Raw genomic sequence first — 16,087 nt, 5'->3', positions numbered from 1 at the left:
AGGGGCGAGGGTGATTGGGTGACCATCGGCATTGGCTGCCCGAGGGGTTCAGCCGAGCCGCTCCATTTCGTCGGCCGCGTCGGCCAGTGCTGCCGCTAGCTCGCGGGCTGCCGCCCCGTCCAGCGCGTCCAGGTGGCGGGTATGCACGGTGATCCACCGCCGCGTCGAGCCGTCCGCCTGCTGTCGGCCGAAGATTTGAACGCGGGCCTGCCTGCCACGGCGGGTGGTCCCCTCGAAGTCGCGGAACCAGTTACTGTCAAGCTGCCAGTCGAACGTGCGCACCGCGCCCGCGGGCGGCGCGACATCGTCGAATGGCATCGGGGCAGAGATGTTCATGGCCGCCCACTCCCGTGCCATCTCCAGCAGCGTCTGGGGCTCATCGCGTTCAAGGCGCTCGAGCTGTGCGATCTGCGCAGCGGTGAGCTGGTCGGCCACGTCGCGCCAGGTTTGAGCGGTGTCGTCGTGAGTGGTCATGATGTGCAGTGTGTGTGACTAGCGCCGCTGTCGGCGAGGGCCGAAAGTCATCATGTCTTGGGTCTATCCGTCGGTGCGCTCCGTTGGCGCGGTGCTTGGTGAGCGTGCTTAGCTCACGTTGCCGCTCAATCGTTTTGACCGATCCCTACCGTGTCGCCGGTTGCTGCGGGGTAGCTCCACCGCTTTTCGTGGTTTTTGCTAGGGGTTGGCGGTGAGCTACCGGGCTCAGGTGATCGATGAACCAGTCGCGGGCCAACACCGCGACCCGCTCGAGGGTGCCAGGTTCTTCGAAGAGGTGGGTGGCGACGGGAACGACGACGAGCTCACACTCGCCGGGCAGCATGGCCTGGGCCCGTCGATTCAATTCCAGTACCACGTCATCGCGCCCACCCACGATCAACAATGTCGGCGCGCGAACCTTGGTTAGGGCCGGGCCTGCCAGGTCAGGCCGCCCACCGCGCGACACCACCGCCGCCACCCTCGCGCGGGGATCGGCGGCCGCGGCCAGGGCCGCGCCCGCCCCCGTGCTGGCGCCGAAGTAGCCAACCGGAAGCGCCGCGGTATCGGGTTGGTTAGCCAGCCAGTCGGTGACATCACCCAGCCGTCGCGCCAACAATTCGATATCAAAAACGTTGGCGCGGTTGCGCTCCTCATCCGGGGTGAGCAGATCGAACAGCAGGGTGGCAAGACCCGCCGTGTTCAAAACCTCGGCCACATAGCGGTTGCGGGGGCTGTGGCGGCTGCTTCCACTACCGTGAGCGAATACCACCACGCCGACCGGATGCTCCGGAATTGTCAGATGTCCGGCCACCGACACCAGTCCGGCGCTCACCCGGACTTCCTCGTCACGTATTTGCGGGTCGCCGGGCGTGGCGGTGGCCGCGGGCTCGCCAAATCCGTTCCGGGCGCGATCGAGCAGCGCGATCACCTCAGCGTCGGACGTCTGGGTGAAATTACAGTATCCCTGGCCGACGGCGAAGAAGAACGCCGGTGTGTGTAGGCAGACCACCTCGTCGGCGTATCCAGCGAATCGCGCGAAGATATCGCGTCCGCCGATAGGAACTGCCAGCACCACCCTGCTGGCGCCCTGGGCGCGGGCCACCTGGCAGGCGGCCTTGGCGGTCGCGCCGGTTGCAATGCCGTCATCGACGATCACCGCGATCCGCCCCGCGATCGGGGTGCGGTTATGCCCGCAGCGGAACCGTTCCGAGCGACGCGCCAGTTCCGCCCGCTGCTCCGTTTCGACGGCGGCCATCTCGTCCTGTGACAGGTCGGCTTCGGCCACCACCGAGTCGTTGGTCACCCGCACGCCGCCCTCACCGATGGCGCCGAAGGCCAGTTCGGGTTGAAACGGCACCCCCAGTTTGCGTACTACCAGGACATCCAGCGGCGCCCGCAGTGCCTTGGCGACCTCGAAAGCCACCGGCACCCCACCGCGCGGCAGGCCCAACACAACAATGTCCTTGCTGCGCAACGACTCCAGGCGCTCGGCCAGGTGCCGTCCAGCGTCGACACGGTCGTCGAACAACCTCATACTGTCGCGCAATGAAGCCAGCCGCCGGGCCAACGGACGCCCGCCATCATCGCTACCGGTCAGTTCTGTCATCCCCCGAGTGTGGCGCGACGGGTGGGCCCGCCGAAGGGCCTTAGGACCATTCCCGGTGGGGACCAACGCCTCCTGACGGGCTATCGACGACCCTCTAGCGTCGGCGGGATGGAGACGGATCAGTCGTCGGGCTCTTCGGGTAACCCTGATGAGGTGACAGTGCTGCTGGGCGGTGACGTCATGCTTGGGCGTGGCGTCGATCAGATCCTGCCGTATCCCGGTGAACCGGTGCTACGTGAACCGCATCTGCGTGATGCGCGGGGATACGTCCGGCTGGCCGAGCACGCGAACGGGCCGATTCCACGCCCGGTGGATTGGCACTGGCCTTGGGGTGAGGTGCTGGCGCTCCTCGACGAGGCCGCCCCCGATGTGCGGCTGATCAACCTGGAGACAACAATCACCGCCGACGGTGAATTCGTCGAGCACAAGACGGTCTGTTATCGAATGCACCCGGATAACCTGCCAGCCCTGACGGCGTTACGGCCGAACGCGTGTGCCCTGGCCAACAACCACATTCTCGACTTCGGCTACCAGGGGCTGACTGACACCGTCGCGGCTCTCACCGCGGCGGGGATCCAGAGTGTCGGGGCGGGAGCCGACCTGCCCGCCGCTCGCCGCCCTGCGGTGGTCAGCGTTCACGGTAAACAACGGGTGCTCGTCGGCTCGGTGGCGGTGAAATCGGCCGGCGTTCCCGAATCTTGGGCCGCCCACTACAACCGGCCCGGGGTGTGGCTGATCCGGGATCTATCACTGCGGGATGTTGCCGACGAGGTGGCCGCAGAGGTGCTGGCGCACGAACGCGACGGCGATGTCGCCATCGTCTCGGTGCATTGGGGATCCAATTGGGGCCATGCGATAGCGCCGAGCGAAATCGCGTTCGCGCACTGGCTCATCGATGCCGGCATCGACGTCGTGCACGGACATTCTTCGCACCATCCCAGGCCGATCGAGATATACCGTGGCAAACCGATCCTGTACGGCTGCGGCGACGTCATCGATGACTACGAAGGCATCGGCGGGCACCAGTCGTTCCGCGGCGACCTCAGACTGGTGTATCTGATCCAAACAGATTCCGTCAGCGGTCAACTGGTCTCGCTGCGGATGATTCCGCTGCGGGTGCGGCGGATGCGACTCGAGCGGGCCTCTCAGACCGACGCCGAGTGGCTGCGCAAGACCGTCGAGCACACCAGCCGCCGGTTCGGGACCCGGATCACGGCGCGATCCGACGATCTACTGGAGGTCGTATCATTTCACGGTGACATTCATCGCCGGATGAGCCGGGCAGGCTGAGGAGCGACCACGAACCCGTAGTGTAGTACGGAAAGCCATGGCAGAGTACACATCAGGGCATCGGAGTGTGCCGCACACTGCGGATCTGCGGATCGAGGCGTGGGCGCCGACCCGCGATGGCTGTATCAGGGAGGCGGTGCTCGGCACGGTAGAAAGCTTCCTGGATTCCTCGTCGGTTCGGCCGCGCCACACCCGCCTGCGCCGGCTGACGGCCGACCGTGACGACGATCTGCTGGTCGCGGTGCTCGATGAGGTCATCTATTTGTTGGATACCGAGGGCGAGGTACCGGTTGATGTCAATCTGAACGGTGCCGACGGCGCCGTCGACGCCAACTTTACGATGGTCGATGCAACGACGCTGCCTCAGGTCGGTGCTGTACCGAAGGCGGCGTCGCTCAACGAGCTTCGCTTCTCGCACGGCCAGCATGGCTGGCGGTGCGCGGTGACACTTGACGTGTGAGTGAGGGAATCATCCGCATGAAGATCATCGAGGAGGCGCCATATCGATTCCGGATCGAACAAGAAGGCGCGATGCGGGTGCCTGGGATCGTGTTCGCGTCCAGGTCGCTGTTGCCTGACGAACACGCCGATATGGCGTTGGTTCAGGTGGCCAATGTGGCGACACTGCCGGGGATTGTCCGGGCGTCGTATGCGATGCCGGACGTGCACTGGGGCTATGGGTTTCCGATCGGCGGCGTCGCCGCAACCGACATCGACGCCGACGGGGTCGTCTCCCCCGGCGGGGTCGGCTTTGACATCTCCTGCGGGGTAAGGCTTTTGGTCAGTAACCTGGACCGCGAGCGGTTGCAACCAAAGATCCGCGCGGTGATGGACCGGCTCGACGTTGCGATACCGCGCGGCGTGGGCACCAAGGGTGTGTGGCGGCTGCCCAACCGCGGTGTGCTGGAGGATGTTTTGACCGGCGGCGCCCGGTTCGCGGTGCAACAGGGACACGGCGTTGCCCGCGACCTGCAGCGCTGCGAAGACGGCGGCATGCTCAAGGGGGCCGACGCGGCAACGGTCAGCGAGCGGGCGATCGAACGAGGGCTTGGGCAGATCGGCAGCCTAGGCTCGGGCAACCACTTCCTGGAAGTGCAGGCCGTGGAACGTGTCTACGACACCACCGCCGCCACACAGATGGGCCTGTCCGAAGGCACTGTCTGCGTCATGATCCACACCGGCTCACGCGGCCTGGGTCACCAGATCTGTACCGATCACGTCCACCAGATGGGAAACGCTATGGGCCGCTACGGTATTCAAGTACCCGACCGCCAGTTGGCGTGTGTGCCCGTTCGCTCGCCCGAAGGACAGGCCTACCTGGCAGCGATGGCCGCGGCCGCCAACTACGGACGCGCCAACCGTCAGCTACTCACCGAAGCGACCCGTCGGGTGTTCGAGAAGCAAACCGCGACATCGCTGGACCTGCTTTACGACGTATCGCATAACCTCGCCAAGATCGAAGAACATCCCGTCGACGGCCAGATGCGCACCCTGTGCGTGCACCGCAAGGGCGCGACCCGCTCGCTACCACCGCACCATCCCGAGGTGCCGACCGAACTGGCCGCGGTCGGCCAACCGGTGCTCATCCCCGGCACGATGGGCACCGCCTCCTACGTGCTGGCCGGTGTGCCGGATAACCCCGCCTTCTTTTCCACCGCACACGGCGCCGGCAGAGTGCAAAGCCGCCACCAAGCCGCCCGGCACACCAACGCCGAGGCGTTGAGCAGAAGCCTCGAGGATGCCGGTGTACTTGTGCGCGGCAAGTCCCGCAAGGGGCTTGCTGAGGAAAAACCCGAGGCCTATAAGGACATCGACGCTGTCATCGAAACCAGCCACCTCGCCGGGCTAGCCCGCAAGGTCGCCCGCCTCATACCCCTCGGTGTGGTGAAAGGCTGACGAACCTGCTCGCAGTGCAGCCCGCCACCGGGCTAGGAGCGTGGAACGTGCTCTCCGGGCTGTGGACATTCGTCGGGCAGGTGAATAACTACTGCGCCGTCTTCGGCCGTCGCGGCCTGGCCACGGCGATACGCCGTCAAGTAGAGCCATCCCGGTCCGATGGGTTGTTTGCAGCGGGCGCATTGTGGGTCGGCGACCATTGCTCCCTCCTTCCTCGGCATCACTATCTCGGCCCTCATCCTCCGCGTCTGGCACGCGTCGCTGAGCCGCTATTGACCGCCTCCAGCGCAGCAGCGCCAGAAACGGGCCCGTGAGGCTATCCGGCGGCGACCTTCGCCGGCGTGGGATAGGGCGCCCCGAAGTCGGGGACGGTCTGATAGCCGCGCCTTCGGGCCGCGGCCGCGCCGCGGCGCAGCAGTGCGCCAAGCCCGATGAAGGTGGCCTGGTCGAAGATCATCGGGGTCAGCAACCGGTTATGCACAAAGCCGAACGCGATTCCGCTCGCCGGGTCGGCCCACCCGATCGATCCGCCCATGCCGGCGTGACCGAATCCGGGCAATACTCCCGCAATGGGTACCGCGTGATATCCCATGTGCCAGGCCAGTGGCAGGAAAAGGTTGTGGTCGGGTCGCAGGCTGGGCCTGCCGGTCAATCCAGCCACCAGTTCGGGCGACAGGAATCGTATTCCGTCGAGCTGGCCCCTGTTGGCGATTGCACCATAGACGCGTGCCAGCGCGCGTGCGGTGCACACCCCATTAGCTGCCGGTACCTCGCCGTCGAGTATCGGAATGTTGCCTTGGACAAAGGCTTTCATACCTGGGAAGTACATCGCCCCGAAAGCGGCCGAGAACGAGAAGGCGGCGATTTTCGGTGCCACGAAGTTGAACAGCGGGTTTGCTCTGGTGCTCTGCGGGGCGATGATCTGTGCTGTGTGGGTCGGCGCGTCGGCCGGTGGCCGGCCCAGATGCAGTCCGTCGGTGTTCAGCGGCTGGGCCAGCTCCTCGCGGATCAGCTCGCGCATTCCCTTGCCCGTGACTGCGCGCGCCAGGCCGGACATCAACCATCCGTAGGTCATGGCATGGTAGGCTGGCTTACCCAGCAGCCGCCCTGCCGGCGCTGCTGCCAGTCGGGCCTCCATCAGGTGGTGGTCCATCAAGTCGGCGGCGCTGGCGCCGTCCAAGTGGGACAGCCCGGCCCGGTGCCGCATCATGTCGCCAATGGTGATGGCTGATTTGCCGTTCGTGCCGAACGCGGGCCAGTAGTCGGCGACCGGCACGTCGTAGGCAAGCAACCCCCGGTCGACAAGCCGATGGATGACCGTGGAGGCCAAGCCCTTGGTCGCGGAAAACACCATCGCGCCGGTGTCGGCCGACCACGGCACGTTGCCACGGCGGTCGGCCCATCCGGTCCACACGTCGACAACTGGTGTGCCGTCGAGGTATACCGACAGCGCGCCGCCGCCGAGTTGGCGGACCGGAAACAAGCTGGCGAAACTGCGGATCGCGCACGCAAAGTTGGCGTCGGCGGCGCCGTGGACTCCGCCCGGCAGCCAATTACCTTGGTGGTAAACGCCTGTGCTTGTCATAGAGTTCAGAATCGACCATGACAAACAGGCCGGACGAGTGCCGGACGGCCTGAGCGCCGTCGTCGTAAGTCCCTTGCTCGAAGGGGCAGAAGTCACTATCGCACACGGCCACCGCTGCCGCCGCGGCGGCGGTTCAGCCTTCGTGCGGGTGGGTCATGTTCCGTCTTTCGCGGCTGCAGATGTCAGCGCGTCTCGCGACGATGTAGGGGAGCGTCGTGATCGGCCATCGTCCGTAGCGCGACCGAGCCCAACGACCCGCCCCGTCTCGGACAGCCAACCGAGGCGACGACGGACCCTTGGTCATCCAAGTTGGTGACGTGATACCCCTTCCGCTGACGGGCCGAACGTGTGCACGATTGAATTCCCGAAGGATAAGGAGAAGCGCATGAAGGCAAAGGTCGGTGACTGGCTGGTGGTCAAGGGCACCACAATCGACCAGCCAGACCAACGAGGACTGATCACTGAGGTTCACTCACCAGATGGGGCGCCACCGTATGTGGTGCGGTGGCTCGCCACCGACCATGAGGTGACCATTGTTCCTGGCGTCGACGCGGTCGTCGTCACAGCTGCGGAGCAGGCGGACGCCGACGAGCGTGCCCAGCATCGGTTCGGTGCCGGGCAGCCAGCACATCTCTCGCGATAAGTGCAAGTAGGCGCTTTCGAAGCCGATGAAGTCGGCGTGGCCGGTGCAGGTGCGGCGCCGCGATGGGACGCTCACTCGCTTCGACGTCAGACGAATTGAGGTAGCGGTCGCGCGCGCCAGCCGTGAGGTGGGCTATGACGACCCCGACATGCCGGCCGCGCTGGCCAAGGCTGTTGCCGATGCGCTGGGGCCCAGAGTTGTACCCATCGAACAGATTCAGGATTTTGTTGAGGCGCGGCTCGGCGAATCTGGCCTGGATGACGTTGCCCGGGCCTACATCATCTATCGGCAGCGGCGCAACGAGCTGCGCATGGCAAAAGCTCTGCTCGGGGTGCGCGACGAGCTGAAGCTGGGCCTGTCCGCCGTGGCGGTGCTGCGGAAACGCTATCTCCTGTGCGACGAGCAGGGTAGACCGACCGAGTCGACCGGCGAGATGATGGACCGCGCGGCACGCTTCGTCGCGGGCGCCGAGGATGGGTACCGGCGCGGCACCTCGGCGCGGTGGGCGGAGCGCTTTGCGGCGCTGCTGCGCAACCTTGAATTCCTGCCGAACTCGCCCACGCTGATGAACGCGGGCACCAATATCGGACTGCTTGCCGGATGTTTCGTTCTGCCCGTGGAAGATTCGCTGCACTCGATCTTCACGACTCTTGGACATGCTGCCGAGATCCAACGCACTGGCGGGGGCGTTGGTTACACCTTCAGCCACTTGCGACCCGCCGGGGATCATGTGTCCATTACGTCCGGCACCGCGAGCGGACCGAATTCGTTTCTTCGACTGTTTGACGCTGCGGCGGACGTGGTCTCGATCGGTGGTCGTCGCCGCGGCGCATGCATGGCGGTCCTCGACGCGTCACACCCGGATATCTATGACTTCGTCACCACCAAAGCCGAAAAACACAGCGATCTTTCACATTTCAACCTGTCTGTCGGAGTCACCGACGCGTTTCTGCGCGCCGTTGAACGCAACGGCACACACCGCCTCGTCAACCCCCGAACCGGTAAGACCGTCGCGCGGATACCTGCCGCCGCGCTGTTCGGCGCCATCTGCGAAGCTGCACACGCATGCGGCGATCCCGGGGTGTTATTTCTCGACACGATCAACCGGGCCAACCCAGTTCCCGGACACGGCCGAATCGAGGCAACCAATCCGTGCGGGGAGGTTCCGCTGCTGCCCTACGAGTCATGCAACCTCGGCTCGATCAACCTAGCCCGGATGGTCACCGATGGTCGCGTCAACTGGGATCGGCTGGCCGCGGTGGCGGGGCTGGCGGTGCGGTTCCTCGACGACGTCATCGATGTCAGCCGCTACCCATTCCCCGAGTTGGGTGAGGCCACCCGGGCGACCCGCAAGATCGGGCTAGGTGTGATGGGTTTGGCCGAACTACTTGCCACACTGGGCATCCCGTACGACAGCGAGAATGCCGTGCGGTTGACCGGCCAGGTCATGCGTCGCATCCAGCAGGAGGCACACACGGCGTCGAGGCAGCTGGCAGACGAGCGGGGCTCGTTCCCCGCGTTCGCCGATAGCAGGTTGGCGCGTTCAGGGCCGCGGCGAAACGCACAGGTCACCTCCGTCGCTCCGACAGGCACCATCTCGCTGATCGCCGGCACCACCGCCGGGATCGAGCCGATGTTCGCCATCGCCTTCACGCGCGCCATCGTTGGCAGGCACCTGCTGGAGGTTAACCCGTGCTTTGACCGGCTGGCCCGCGACCGCGGCTTATACAGCGACGAGCTGATTGCCGAGATCGCACAGCGCGGGGGAGTGCGTGGCTATCCGCAACTACCGGCCGAGGTGCGGTCGGCGTTCCCGATCGCAGCCGAGATCGCCCCGACGTGGCATCTGCGTGTCCAAGCCGCCGCGCAGCGCCACGTCGACGCCGCCGTCTCCAAGACGATCAACTTGCCCGCGACCGCAACTATCGATGACATCCGTTCGATCTACCTGGCCGCCTGGAAGGCTAAGGTCAAGGGCATCACGGTGTATCGATACGGTAGCCGCGGGGACCAGGTATTGACTTATGCCGCGCCGCAACCGGCACTGGCCCAGGCCGATACCGAGTTCAGCGGCGGCTGCGCCGGGCGATCCTGCGAATTCTGATGACATGCGGTCGATGTTCTTGGGCCATGGCGATCCTTCAAGCATCGAAACTGTGAGTGGGCGTGGACCTTCTCGGCGTGTCGTCACGGTAGCTACAGTGTCGAGGCCGTCAACCTGAAGCACCCTACGGTTAGGCGCTTGTAGTGGTGCCCCGCTCATGTTCCGATACTCGTGCGACGCGCTTCTACTTGCGAAGCACGAATCCACACCAAAGCCCGAATTAACTCCGGTTTAATCAAGCACGAAGTTCCCGAAGAGCGCTACGCATCGGGCTAATTGACACCACGGCCTGGATCTAGTCGCAGCGGTGGTCGGGACGGAGTCCTAGCCATCATCGGAGCTCGGCGATCACCTTCGCGAAGTTGTCGATGTGCTTATCCTGCACGGTGAAGGACGTCACACCGTACGTGTCGCGGTACCCGGACAACGTGTCGGCTATTCCGCGGGGGGACCCGCTGAGCACCGCGGGTAGGGCCAGCAATTGCTCGTCCGACGCAGTCGGCGCATGGCGGCGGGCTAGCGACAAATCGGGGATGGTCTCGCCGATGTCCGGCACCGCCGTGATCGCCAAGTTCAGCTCCAGCGCATCAAACCGATCACCGGCAGCGTTACGGACGAACTCGACACGCTCGGCCAACGGATCATCGAGCCCGTGTGGGTTGGCGCCGGTAAGCCCGATGATGTCGGCGCGCTGGGCGGCCAGGGTCATGACGCGGTCGCCGGTGCCAGCAATGAGGATCGGCACGGCCGGAAGATGCCCCTTCAAATAGGCCGTCATGTGCTCGAGATAGTCGACTCGACGTCCGGCGCTCGGGTACGGCAGTTCGGCGGCCTCGAATTCCTCCTGGACGTAACCGGCGCCCAGGCCGATTTCGAGACGGCCGTCGCTGAGGAGGTCCAGTGCCTCGACGTCGCGGCTGAGCAGCGCGGGCTTGTAGAAGCCGGCGTTGAGCACATACATGCCCAGCCGGATCGTTGTCGTGACCTGGGCGGCGGCTGTCAGCGTCGGAAACGGCGCCACGCTGCCGAGATGGTCGGGCACCTGCAGGATATCGAATCCAAGGCCTTCCGCACGTTGTGCTTTCTCTTGTAGCGCAGTGCGTGACTTGATTGCACGGATGCCTAGCCCAAAGCGAAAATCCTTGGCCACCAACAACCTCCGTTCAACGAGCTAAGGGAACCTGCCAGCAACGGGCTGTGGCCACCAAACCCTGCACCAGGGTGCTGAAATCCGAAACGTGACCGCAGCAAGCTGACCTCAGCAACCCCGGATTCGCTCAACAACGCCGAAAGCGACGGTGGTGCAGGCTCGGATGGCAACAGTGTCGGGCGAGGCCAGGGTGTGGGATCCCAGCGGCGCAGCGAGTCGATCCAACGCTGGGGCAGCCCATGGTGGACGGCGCCTTCGATGATTCTTGGCAGGTAGCCCGGCCGGGGCGGACCCGCGGCGAGCCGATGGTCGATGTATACCCACGCCGGCGCTGGCCCCTTGCCGGTGTGCACGGTCAGCCGGTCGCGTCGGTAACGCACCGGTACCCCCTCGGCCCGGTCCAACGCGGCCAGGTCATGGTCGGATACCTGCCAGAGCACCCCGTGCACCTGATTTCCGGCGAACGGCTCGACGGTCGCGACGCCGCGTTCATTGATCAGCCAGTCGTGATCACTCAGTATCGCCGGCCGTGGATCGACGGCGTCGGGACAGCGCCGCGCCATCTGTCTCACACACAGGTTCGACCCATATGCGAAATACGCATGCCGGCCGGCCGGCATTTAGCTGGTTACGGTCAGATAGATCAGCACCACGTTAAGCAGACTAACCAGTACCGCGACGGCCCAGCCAAGAACAGTTGTGGCGGGATGGTTGGTATCGCTACCCATCAGCCCGCGGTTACTGGTCAGTCTGACCAGCGGAAGCACCGCGAACGGTATACCGAAGGACAGCACGACCTGGGACAGCACCAATGAGCGGGTGGGGTCGAAGCCGAGCGCCAGGATCACGACCGCGGGGCACAACGTGATCAAGCGCCGCATCAGCATCGGAATTGACCGCTGCAGCAATCCCTGCATGATCAAGGCGCCGGCGTAGGCGCCCACCGATGCGGATGCCAAGCCGGAGGCGAGTAACCCGATCGCAAACAGCACCGCGATCGTCGCTCCCAAGGTGTCATGGATGGCGGCGTAGGCGCCCTCAATGGAGGCGGCTACCTGGTGATGCTGCAGGTTGATCGCGGCCACTAGCAGCATCGCCGCGTTCACGGTTCCGGCGATCGCCATCGCCAGGGCGACGTCTAAGCGGGTGACGCGGAGCAGTCGACGCCGGCTCCGGCCCGCGTGGGGATGTCCGTGCCGGTCGAGGGCAAGACCGGAATGCAGGTACACCGCGTGCGGCATCACGGTGGCGCCCATGATCGCGGCGGCCAGCAGCACGCTTTCGGTGCCCCGGAAGCGCGGCAGGAGGCCGTTCAGCACGTCCTCAGGCGGGGGCGTCGCGACGAAGAAACTGGCTGCAAAGCCGACGGCTATGACGAGTAGCAGTCCAGTGATGACGCGCTCGAACAAAAGCTGGCCTCGACGGTCCTTCACCGTCAGTAGCAGCAACGACACCGCCCCGGTGATCACCCCGCCGAGCAGCAGCGGTAGACCAAACAGCACGCGCAAGGCGATGGCCCCGCCGACCATTTCAGCGACATCGGTTGCCATCGCAACCAGTTCGGCCTGCACCCAAAAGGCCAGCCGGAGCGGACGACTCATTTGCTTGCCGATTGCCTGGGGCAGTGACTGTCCGGTCACCAGCCCAAGCTTCGCCGACAAGTACTGCACCAGGCCGGCCAGCACATTGGCCACGACCACCACCCACAGCAGCAGATAGCCGAACTGCGCGCCGGAGCTGACGTTGGCTGCCACATTTCCGGGATCGACATAGGCGATTGCGGCGACGAAAGCCGGTCCGAGCAGATACCAGCTCGTCTTGAGCTCTGCCTGGGTGCTTTCCGCCAACGCTTTGCCCCTCGATTCATTACCCCCGATAGGCAAGTGAGGTTAACGAACATGTCTTGCTACGGCGAACTGGGCTAGCGGTAGTCGAGATTAGCCCGGGACGCATACCGGGGTTTATTGGGACCGGTGGGCCACCCTATCGCCGGGGACGTAGCGCCCCCGGCCGGTGATCAGGGGCAGGTCCAGGGTCGTCACGATACCCGGCGGGGCGGCCACCACCGCGGGGATCGCGTTGACGACCCGCATCGCGGTGGCGACCAGTCCGGCGTGGTTGTGATCGCCCTGGCGACTGCGCAGGCAGACGTCCATCGCGTAGGACGGTTCGCCGGTGACTTCGACGCGGTACGAACCGCCAGGCTGAGCGGGTTGCGGCCAATCGGGACACAGGTCCTCGCGTAGCCGGGTGACGTGTTCTAGGACCACGGCGGGCTCGCCGTTGACCATCCCCAGCACCTCGAATCGCACTGCCGCGGCGCTGCCCATGGGTATGTGGCCGGACGCGATGTCGAAGGCTTCGGGGGCGGGTCGCCGGACGTACTTCTCGGTGATCTCGTCGAGCGAAATACCCAGGCCCGCAGCAAGTTGTCGGATTACCGATCCCCACGCCAAGCTCAGCACACCCGGTTGCAGCAGCATCGGGATCTCGTCGAGCGGCTTACCAAACCCCATCACGTCGAACATGACGACGGCGCTGTCGTAGGTGGCGTAGTCGACGATCTCCATGCAGCGCACCTGCTGGATGCTCTGACAGGTGCCGGTCAACGCTAGCGGCAGCAGGTCGTTCGCGAAGCCCGGATCGATACCGTTGACGTACAAGCTGGAATCACCTTCACGCGCAGCGTCTTCCAAGGGCTCGATGAGATTTTCGGGGATCACTTGCCACGGATACTGCAGGAAGACAGGACCGCTCCCGACAATGTTGACTCCGGCGGCCAGCACGCGCCGATAGTCCTCCAAGGCTTCGGGCAGCCGGTTATCGGCCATCGCGTTGTAGACGGCGCATCGCGGCCCGGTGGCGAGCACCGTGTCCAGATCGGTGCTAGCTCGCACGCCCGTCGCGTCGGCAAGCCCGGCAAGCTCTGCCGCGTCCTTACCCGCCTTGGCATCCGATGACACCCAGACGCCGGTGAGCTCGAACTCCGGGTTGATGATAAGCGCTCTAAGCGCATGGACGCCGACGTTGCCGGTGCCCAATTGGACGACGGGTATGGGCATGACAGGCTCCCTAGCGGTGGGGGTTCACAGGTCCGGGATGGGTAGGTCAAGATTCGGGAATGTGAGGCCACCATCGACTTCCAGAGTCTTGCCAGTTAAATAGCTGCCGGCCGGCGACGCCAAATACACTGCCGCGGCAGCGATGTCGAGGGGATCGCCGAGGCGGCGCATCGGTGTCACCTGTTCCATCGGCGTCCGCAGCTCGTCGTTGGAGGCGACTACATCCAACGCGGAGGTGAGAATGGACCCAGGAGCGATGGCGTTGACCCGGATGCGTGGACATAGGTCCAGCGCCGCCAGCCGGGTGTAGTGCGACAACGCGGCTTTGGCAGTGCCGTAGGCGGCGAAACCACGTCCGGCCAGCCGGCCCATGGTGGAACTGATGTTGATCACGCTGCCGCCGCCGGAGTGCTCAAGCATCAACGGCACCGCCGCGACAGTCAACGCGTGGGCGGTGCCGACATTGAACGTGAATGCGTCTTTGAGGTCCTGAGTCGAGGTGGTCAGCAGTGTGTTCGGCATGGTCCCGCCGACGTTGTTGACGACAATGTCCAGTCTCCCGAACGCCTTGACGGCCTGGCCGGCCAGCTGCGCGGTGATGTCGGGATGGGCCAGGTCGCCGACGACGGTGTGAGCGCGACGGCCGGCGGACCGGACCTGCTCGGCGACGGCGTCTAGTTCGGACTGCGTTCGCGAGGCGATGACGACATCAGCACCGGCCTCGGCGAATGCCAGCGCAATGGCCGCACCGAGGCCGCGGCCGCCACCAGTTATGACGGCGACTTTGTTGTCGAGACGGAACCTGTCAAGGATCATTGCGGCCCTTCTCGTTTAAATTGTCAGCCGGCAGGGCAGCAAGCTTCGCCGTCTCGGCCGGCAGCGTTTCTGGAACAGGTTCTAGTTTGTCATATGAGCGTGGCTATGTAATGGCTCAAGCCTTGACGACTGCCCCCACCAGCGAAAAATTTTGTCGAAATTATGTTCGATCCGGGCGGCTGCGAACGCGGCGGCGTTCTGCTGTCCACCAGTAACGGCCAGTCAAAATTTGCCGCAGGTAAACCTTGTTAATGTAGCCTCATGGCTCCGGGGAAGACGGCTAGTTGGCGCGCCGACGCTACTGGAGGCGGCCAGATTTACGCTACCGTGAGGAACTAGATTGAAGCTCAACCAGTTTGGCGCCACGATGGGGCTCCTGGCTACTGGTGCACTGATGTTGTCGGGCTGTGGCAGCGACAACAACGCAGCTGCAGGAGGTGCAAGGACAGGCCCATCGTCAGGTCAGGTGAGTTGCGGGGGGAAGCCGACACTGAAAGCCAGCGGGTCGACCGCCCAGGCCAACGCGATGACCCGCTTTGTCAACGCCTTCGAACGGACATGCCCAGGTCAGACGTTGAACTACACGGCTAATGGTTCGGGTGCGGGGATTAGCGAATTCAGCGGCAACCAAACAGATTTCGGCGGATCAGACTCGCCGCTGAGTAAGAAAGAGTACGCCGCAGCAGAGCAACGCTGCGGCTCGCAAGCGTGGAACTTGCCGGTGGTCTTCGGCCCCATCGCGGTCACCTACAACGTAAACGGCCTGAGTTCACTGAACCTGGACGGTCCGACGACCGCGAAGATCTTCAATGGCTCTATCACCAGTTGGAACGATCCCGCGATCCAAGCGCTGAACGCTGGTGTCGCCCTTCCGGCTGAGCCGATTCATGTCGTGTTCCGCAATGACGAGTCCGGGACCACGGATAATTTCCAGAGGTACCTAGATGTCGCATCAAACGGCGCGTGGGGCAAGGGCATCGGCAAGACGTTCAAAGGCGGTGTCGGTGAGGGCGCCAAGGGCAATGACGGCACGTCGGCAGCTATCAAGGCCACTGAAGGGTCGATCACCTACAACGAATGGTCGTTCGCGCAGGCGCGGAAGCTGAACATGGCCAAGATCGTCACGTCGGCCGATCCGGAACCCGTCGCGATCAGCGCCGACTCGGTCGGCAAAACGATTTCCGGGGCCACGATCATTGGCGAGGGTAACGATCTGGTGCTCGACACGGTCTCCTTTTCCAAGCCGGCGCAGCCCGGCTCCTACCCAATCGTGCTGGTGACCTACGAGATTGTCTGCTCGAAGTACCCCGACGCCCAGGTCGGTAGGGCCGTGAAGGCATTCCTGCAGAGCACTATCGGTGGCGGCCAGAATGGTCTGGGGGACAACGGATATGTACCTATTCCGGATTCTTTCAAGTCCAGATTATCGACCGCAGCTAATGCGATCGCTTGATATGAAGT

13 protein-coding genes and 1 pseudogene are annotated in these 16,087 nt (G+C 64.5%); 6 read left to right on the top strand and 8 right to left on the bottom strand.

Annotated elements, in window-relative coordinates; genetic code table 11:
* Positions 1 to 48: 48 nt before the first annotated feature.
* Positions 49 to 474, bottom strand: a complete 426-nt coding sequence (locus B586_RS16165; protein ID WP_054879418.1) for a hypothetical protein — start codon at positions 472 to 474, stop codon at positions 49 to 51.
* Positions 475 to 619: 145 nt separating this feature from the next.
* Complete coding sequence (locus B586_RS16160) at positions 620 to 2,008, bottom strand: phosphoribosyltransferase (RefSeq protein ID WP_054880863.1); 1,389 nt, start codon at positions 2,006 to 2,008, stop codon at positions 620 to 622.
* 180 nt (positions 2,009 to 2,188) lie between these two features.
* Here B586_RS16160 and B586_RS16155 point away from each other — a divergent pair, with 180 nt between their 5' ends.
* Genes B586_RS16155 through rtcB form a run of 3 tightly spaced genes read left to right on the top strand, consistent with a single transcriptional unit; the run spans position 2,189 to position 5,266 of the window.
* Positions 2,189 to 3,370, top strand: a complete 1,182-nt coding sequence (locus B586_RS16155) for a CapA family protein (protein WP_054879419.1) — start codon at positions 2,189 to 2,191, stop codon at positions 3,368 to 3,370.
* A gap of 37 nt (positions 3,371 to 3,407) precedes the next feature.
* A complete protein-coding gene (locus B586_RS16150; RefSeq protein WP_047314284.1) occupies positions 3,408 to 3,830 on the top strand; it encodes an archease in 423 nt (140 codons plus the stop codon).
* The gene (gene rtcB / locus B586_RS16145) at positions 3,827 to 5,266 is read left to right on the top strand and encodes an RNA-splicing ligase RtcB (protein WP_269465128.1); all 1,440 of its coding nucleotides are present in this window, start codon (positions 3,827 to 3,829) and stop codon (positions 5,264 to 5,266) included. The genes B586_RS16150 and rtcB overlap by 4 nt, the downstream gene beginning before the upstream one ends.
* Before the next feature lie 316 nt (positions 5,267 to 5,582).
* Here rtcB and lipL read toward each other — a convergent pair whose 3' ends face one another.
* Positions 5,583 to 6,851, bottom strand: coding sequence for an esterase/beta-lactamase LipL (gene lipL / locus B586_RS16140; protein WP_054879421.1), 1,269 nt, complete (start codon positions 6,849 to 6,851; stop codon positions 5,583 to 5,585).
* A 385-nt stretch (positions 6,852 to 7,236) separates the two neighbouring features.
* On the opposite strand from lipL, the gene B586_RS16135 reads away from it, so the two are divergent.
* Both B586_RS16135 and B586_RS16130 read left to right on the top strand, forming a co-directional pair.
* Positions 7,237 to 7,494 (top strand): DUF1918 domain-containing protein, encoded by a 258-nt coding sequence (locus B586_RS16135; RefSeq protein ID WP_047314287.1) that lies wholly within the window; start codon positions 7,237 to 7,239, stop codon positions 7,492 to 7,494.
* A gap of 25 nt (positions 7,495 to 7,519) precedes the next feature.
* A complete protein-coding gene (locus B586_RS16130) occupies positions 7,520 to 9,598 on the top strand; it encodes an adenosylcobalamin-dependent ribonucleoside-diphosphate reductase (protein WP_054879422.1) in 2,079 nt (692 codons plus the stop codon).
* 331 nt (positions 9,599 to 9,929) lie between these two features.
* On the opposite strand, the gene B586_RS16125 is transcribed toward B586_RS16130, so the two are convergent.
* The 5 genes and pseudogenes from B586_RS16125 to B586_RS16105 form a co-directional block, all read right to left on the bottom strand.
* A complete protein-coding gene (locus tag B586_RS16125) occupies positions 9,930 to 10,754 on the bottom strand; it encodes an LLM class F420-dependent oxidoreductase (protein WP_211141512.1) in 825 nt (274 codons plus the stop codon).
* Positions 10,755 to 10,825: 71 nt separating this feature from the next.
* A pseudogene (locus B586_RS16120) lies at positions 10,826 to 11,368 on the bottom strand (gamma-glutamylcyclotransferase family protein); the annotation flags it as partial.
* A complete protein-coding gene (locus B586_RS16115) occupies positions 11,369 to 12,595 on the bottom strand; it encodes an Nramp family divalent metal transporter (RefSeq protein ID WP_047314289.1) in 1,227 nt (408 codons plus the stop codon). It lies immediately after the preceding pseudogene.
* Between the two features lie 114 nt (positions 12,596 to 12,709).
* Positions 12,710 to 13,810 (bottom strand): NAD(P)H-dependent amine dehydrogenase family protein, encoded by a 1,101-nt coding sequence (locus B586_RS16110; protein WP_054879424.1) that lies wholly within the window; start codon positions 13,808 to 13,810, stop codon positions 12,710 to 12,712.
* 24 nt (positions 13,811 to 13,834) lie between these two features.
* A complete protein-coding gene (locus B586_RS16105) occupies positions 13,835 to 14,626 on the bottom strand; it encodes an SDR family oxidoreductase (RefSeq protein ID WP_054879425.1) in 792 nt (263 codons plus the stop codon).
* A 340-nt stretch (positions 14,627 to 14,966) separates the two neighbouring features.
* On the opposite strand from B586_RS16105, the gene pstS reads away from it, so the two are divergent.
* Positions 14,967 to 16,079 carry a phosphate ABC transporter substrate-binding protein PstS gene (gene pstS / locus B586_RS16100; protein WP_047314292.1) on the top strand — a complete coding sequence of 371 codons (1,113 nt, stop codon included), beginning with the start codon at positions 14,967 to 14,969 and terminating at the stop codon, positions 16,077 to 16,079.
* Positions 16,080 to 16,087 lie beyond the last annotated feature (8 nt).

It is taken from the genome of Mycobacterium haemophilum DSM 44634 (genome assembly GCF_000340435.2).
Lineage (GTDB): Bacteria > Actinomycetota > Actinomycetes > Mycobacteriales > Mycobacteriaceae > Mycobacterium > Mycobacterium haemophilum.
The sequence above is the reverse complement of the archived record's forward strand: the minus strand, read 5'-3'. Positions and strand labels throughout refer to the sequence as shown.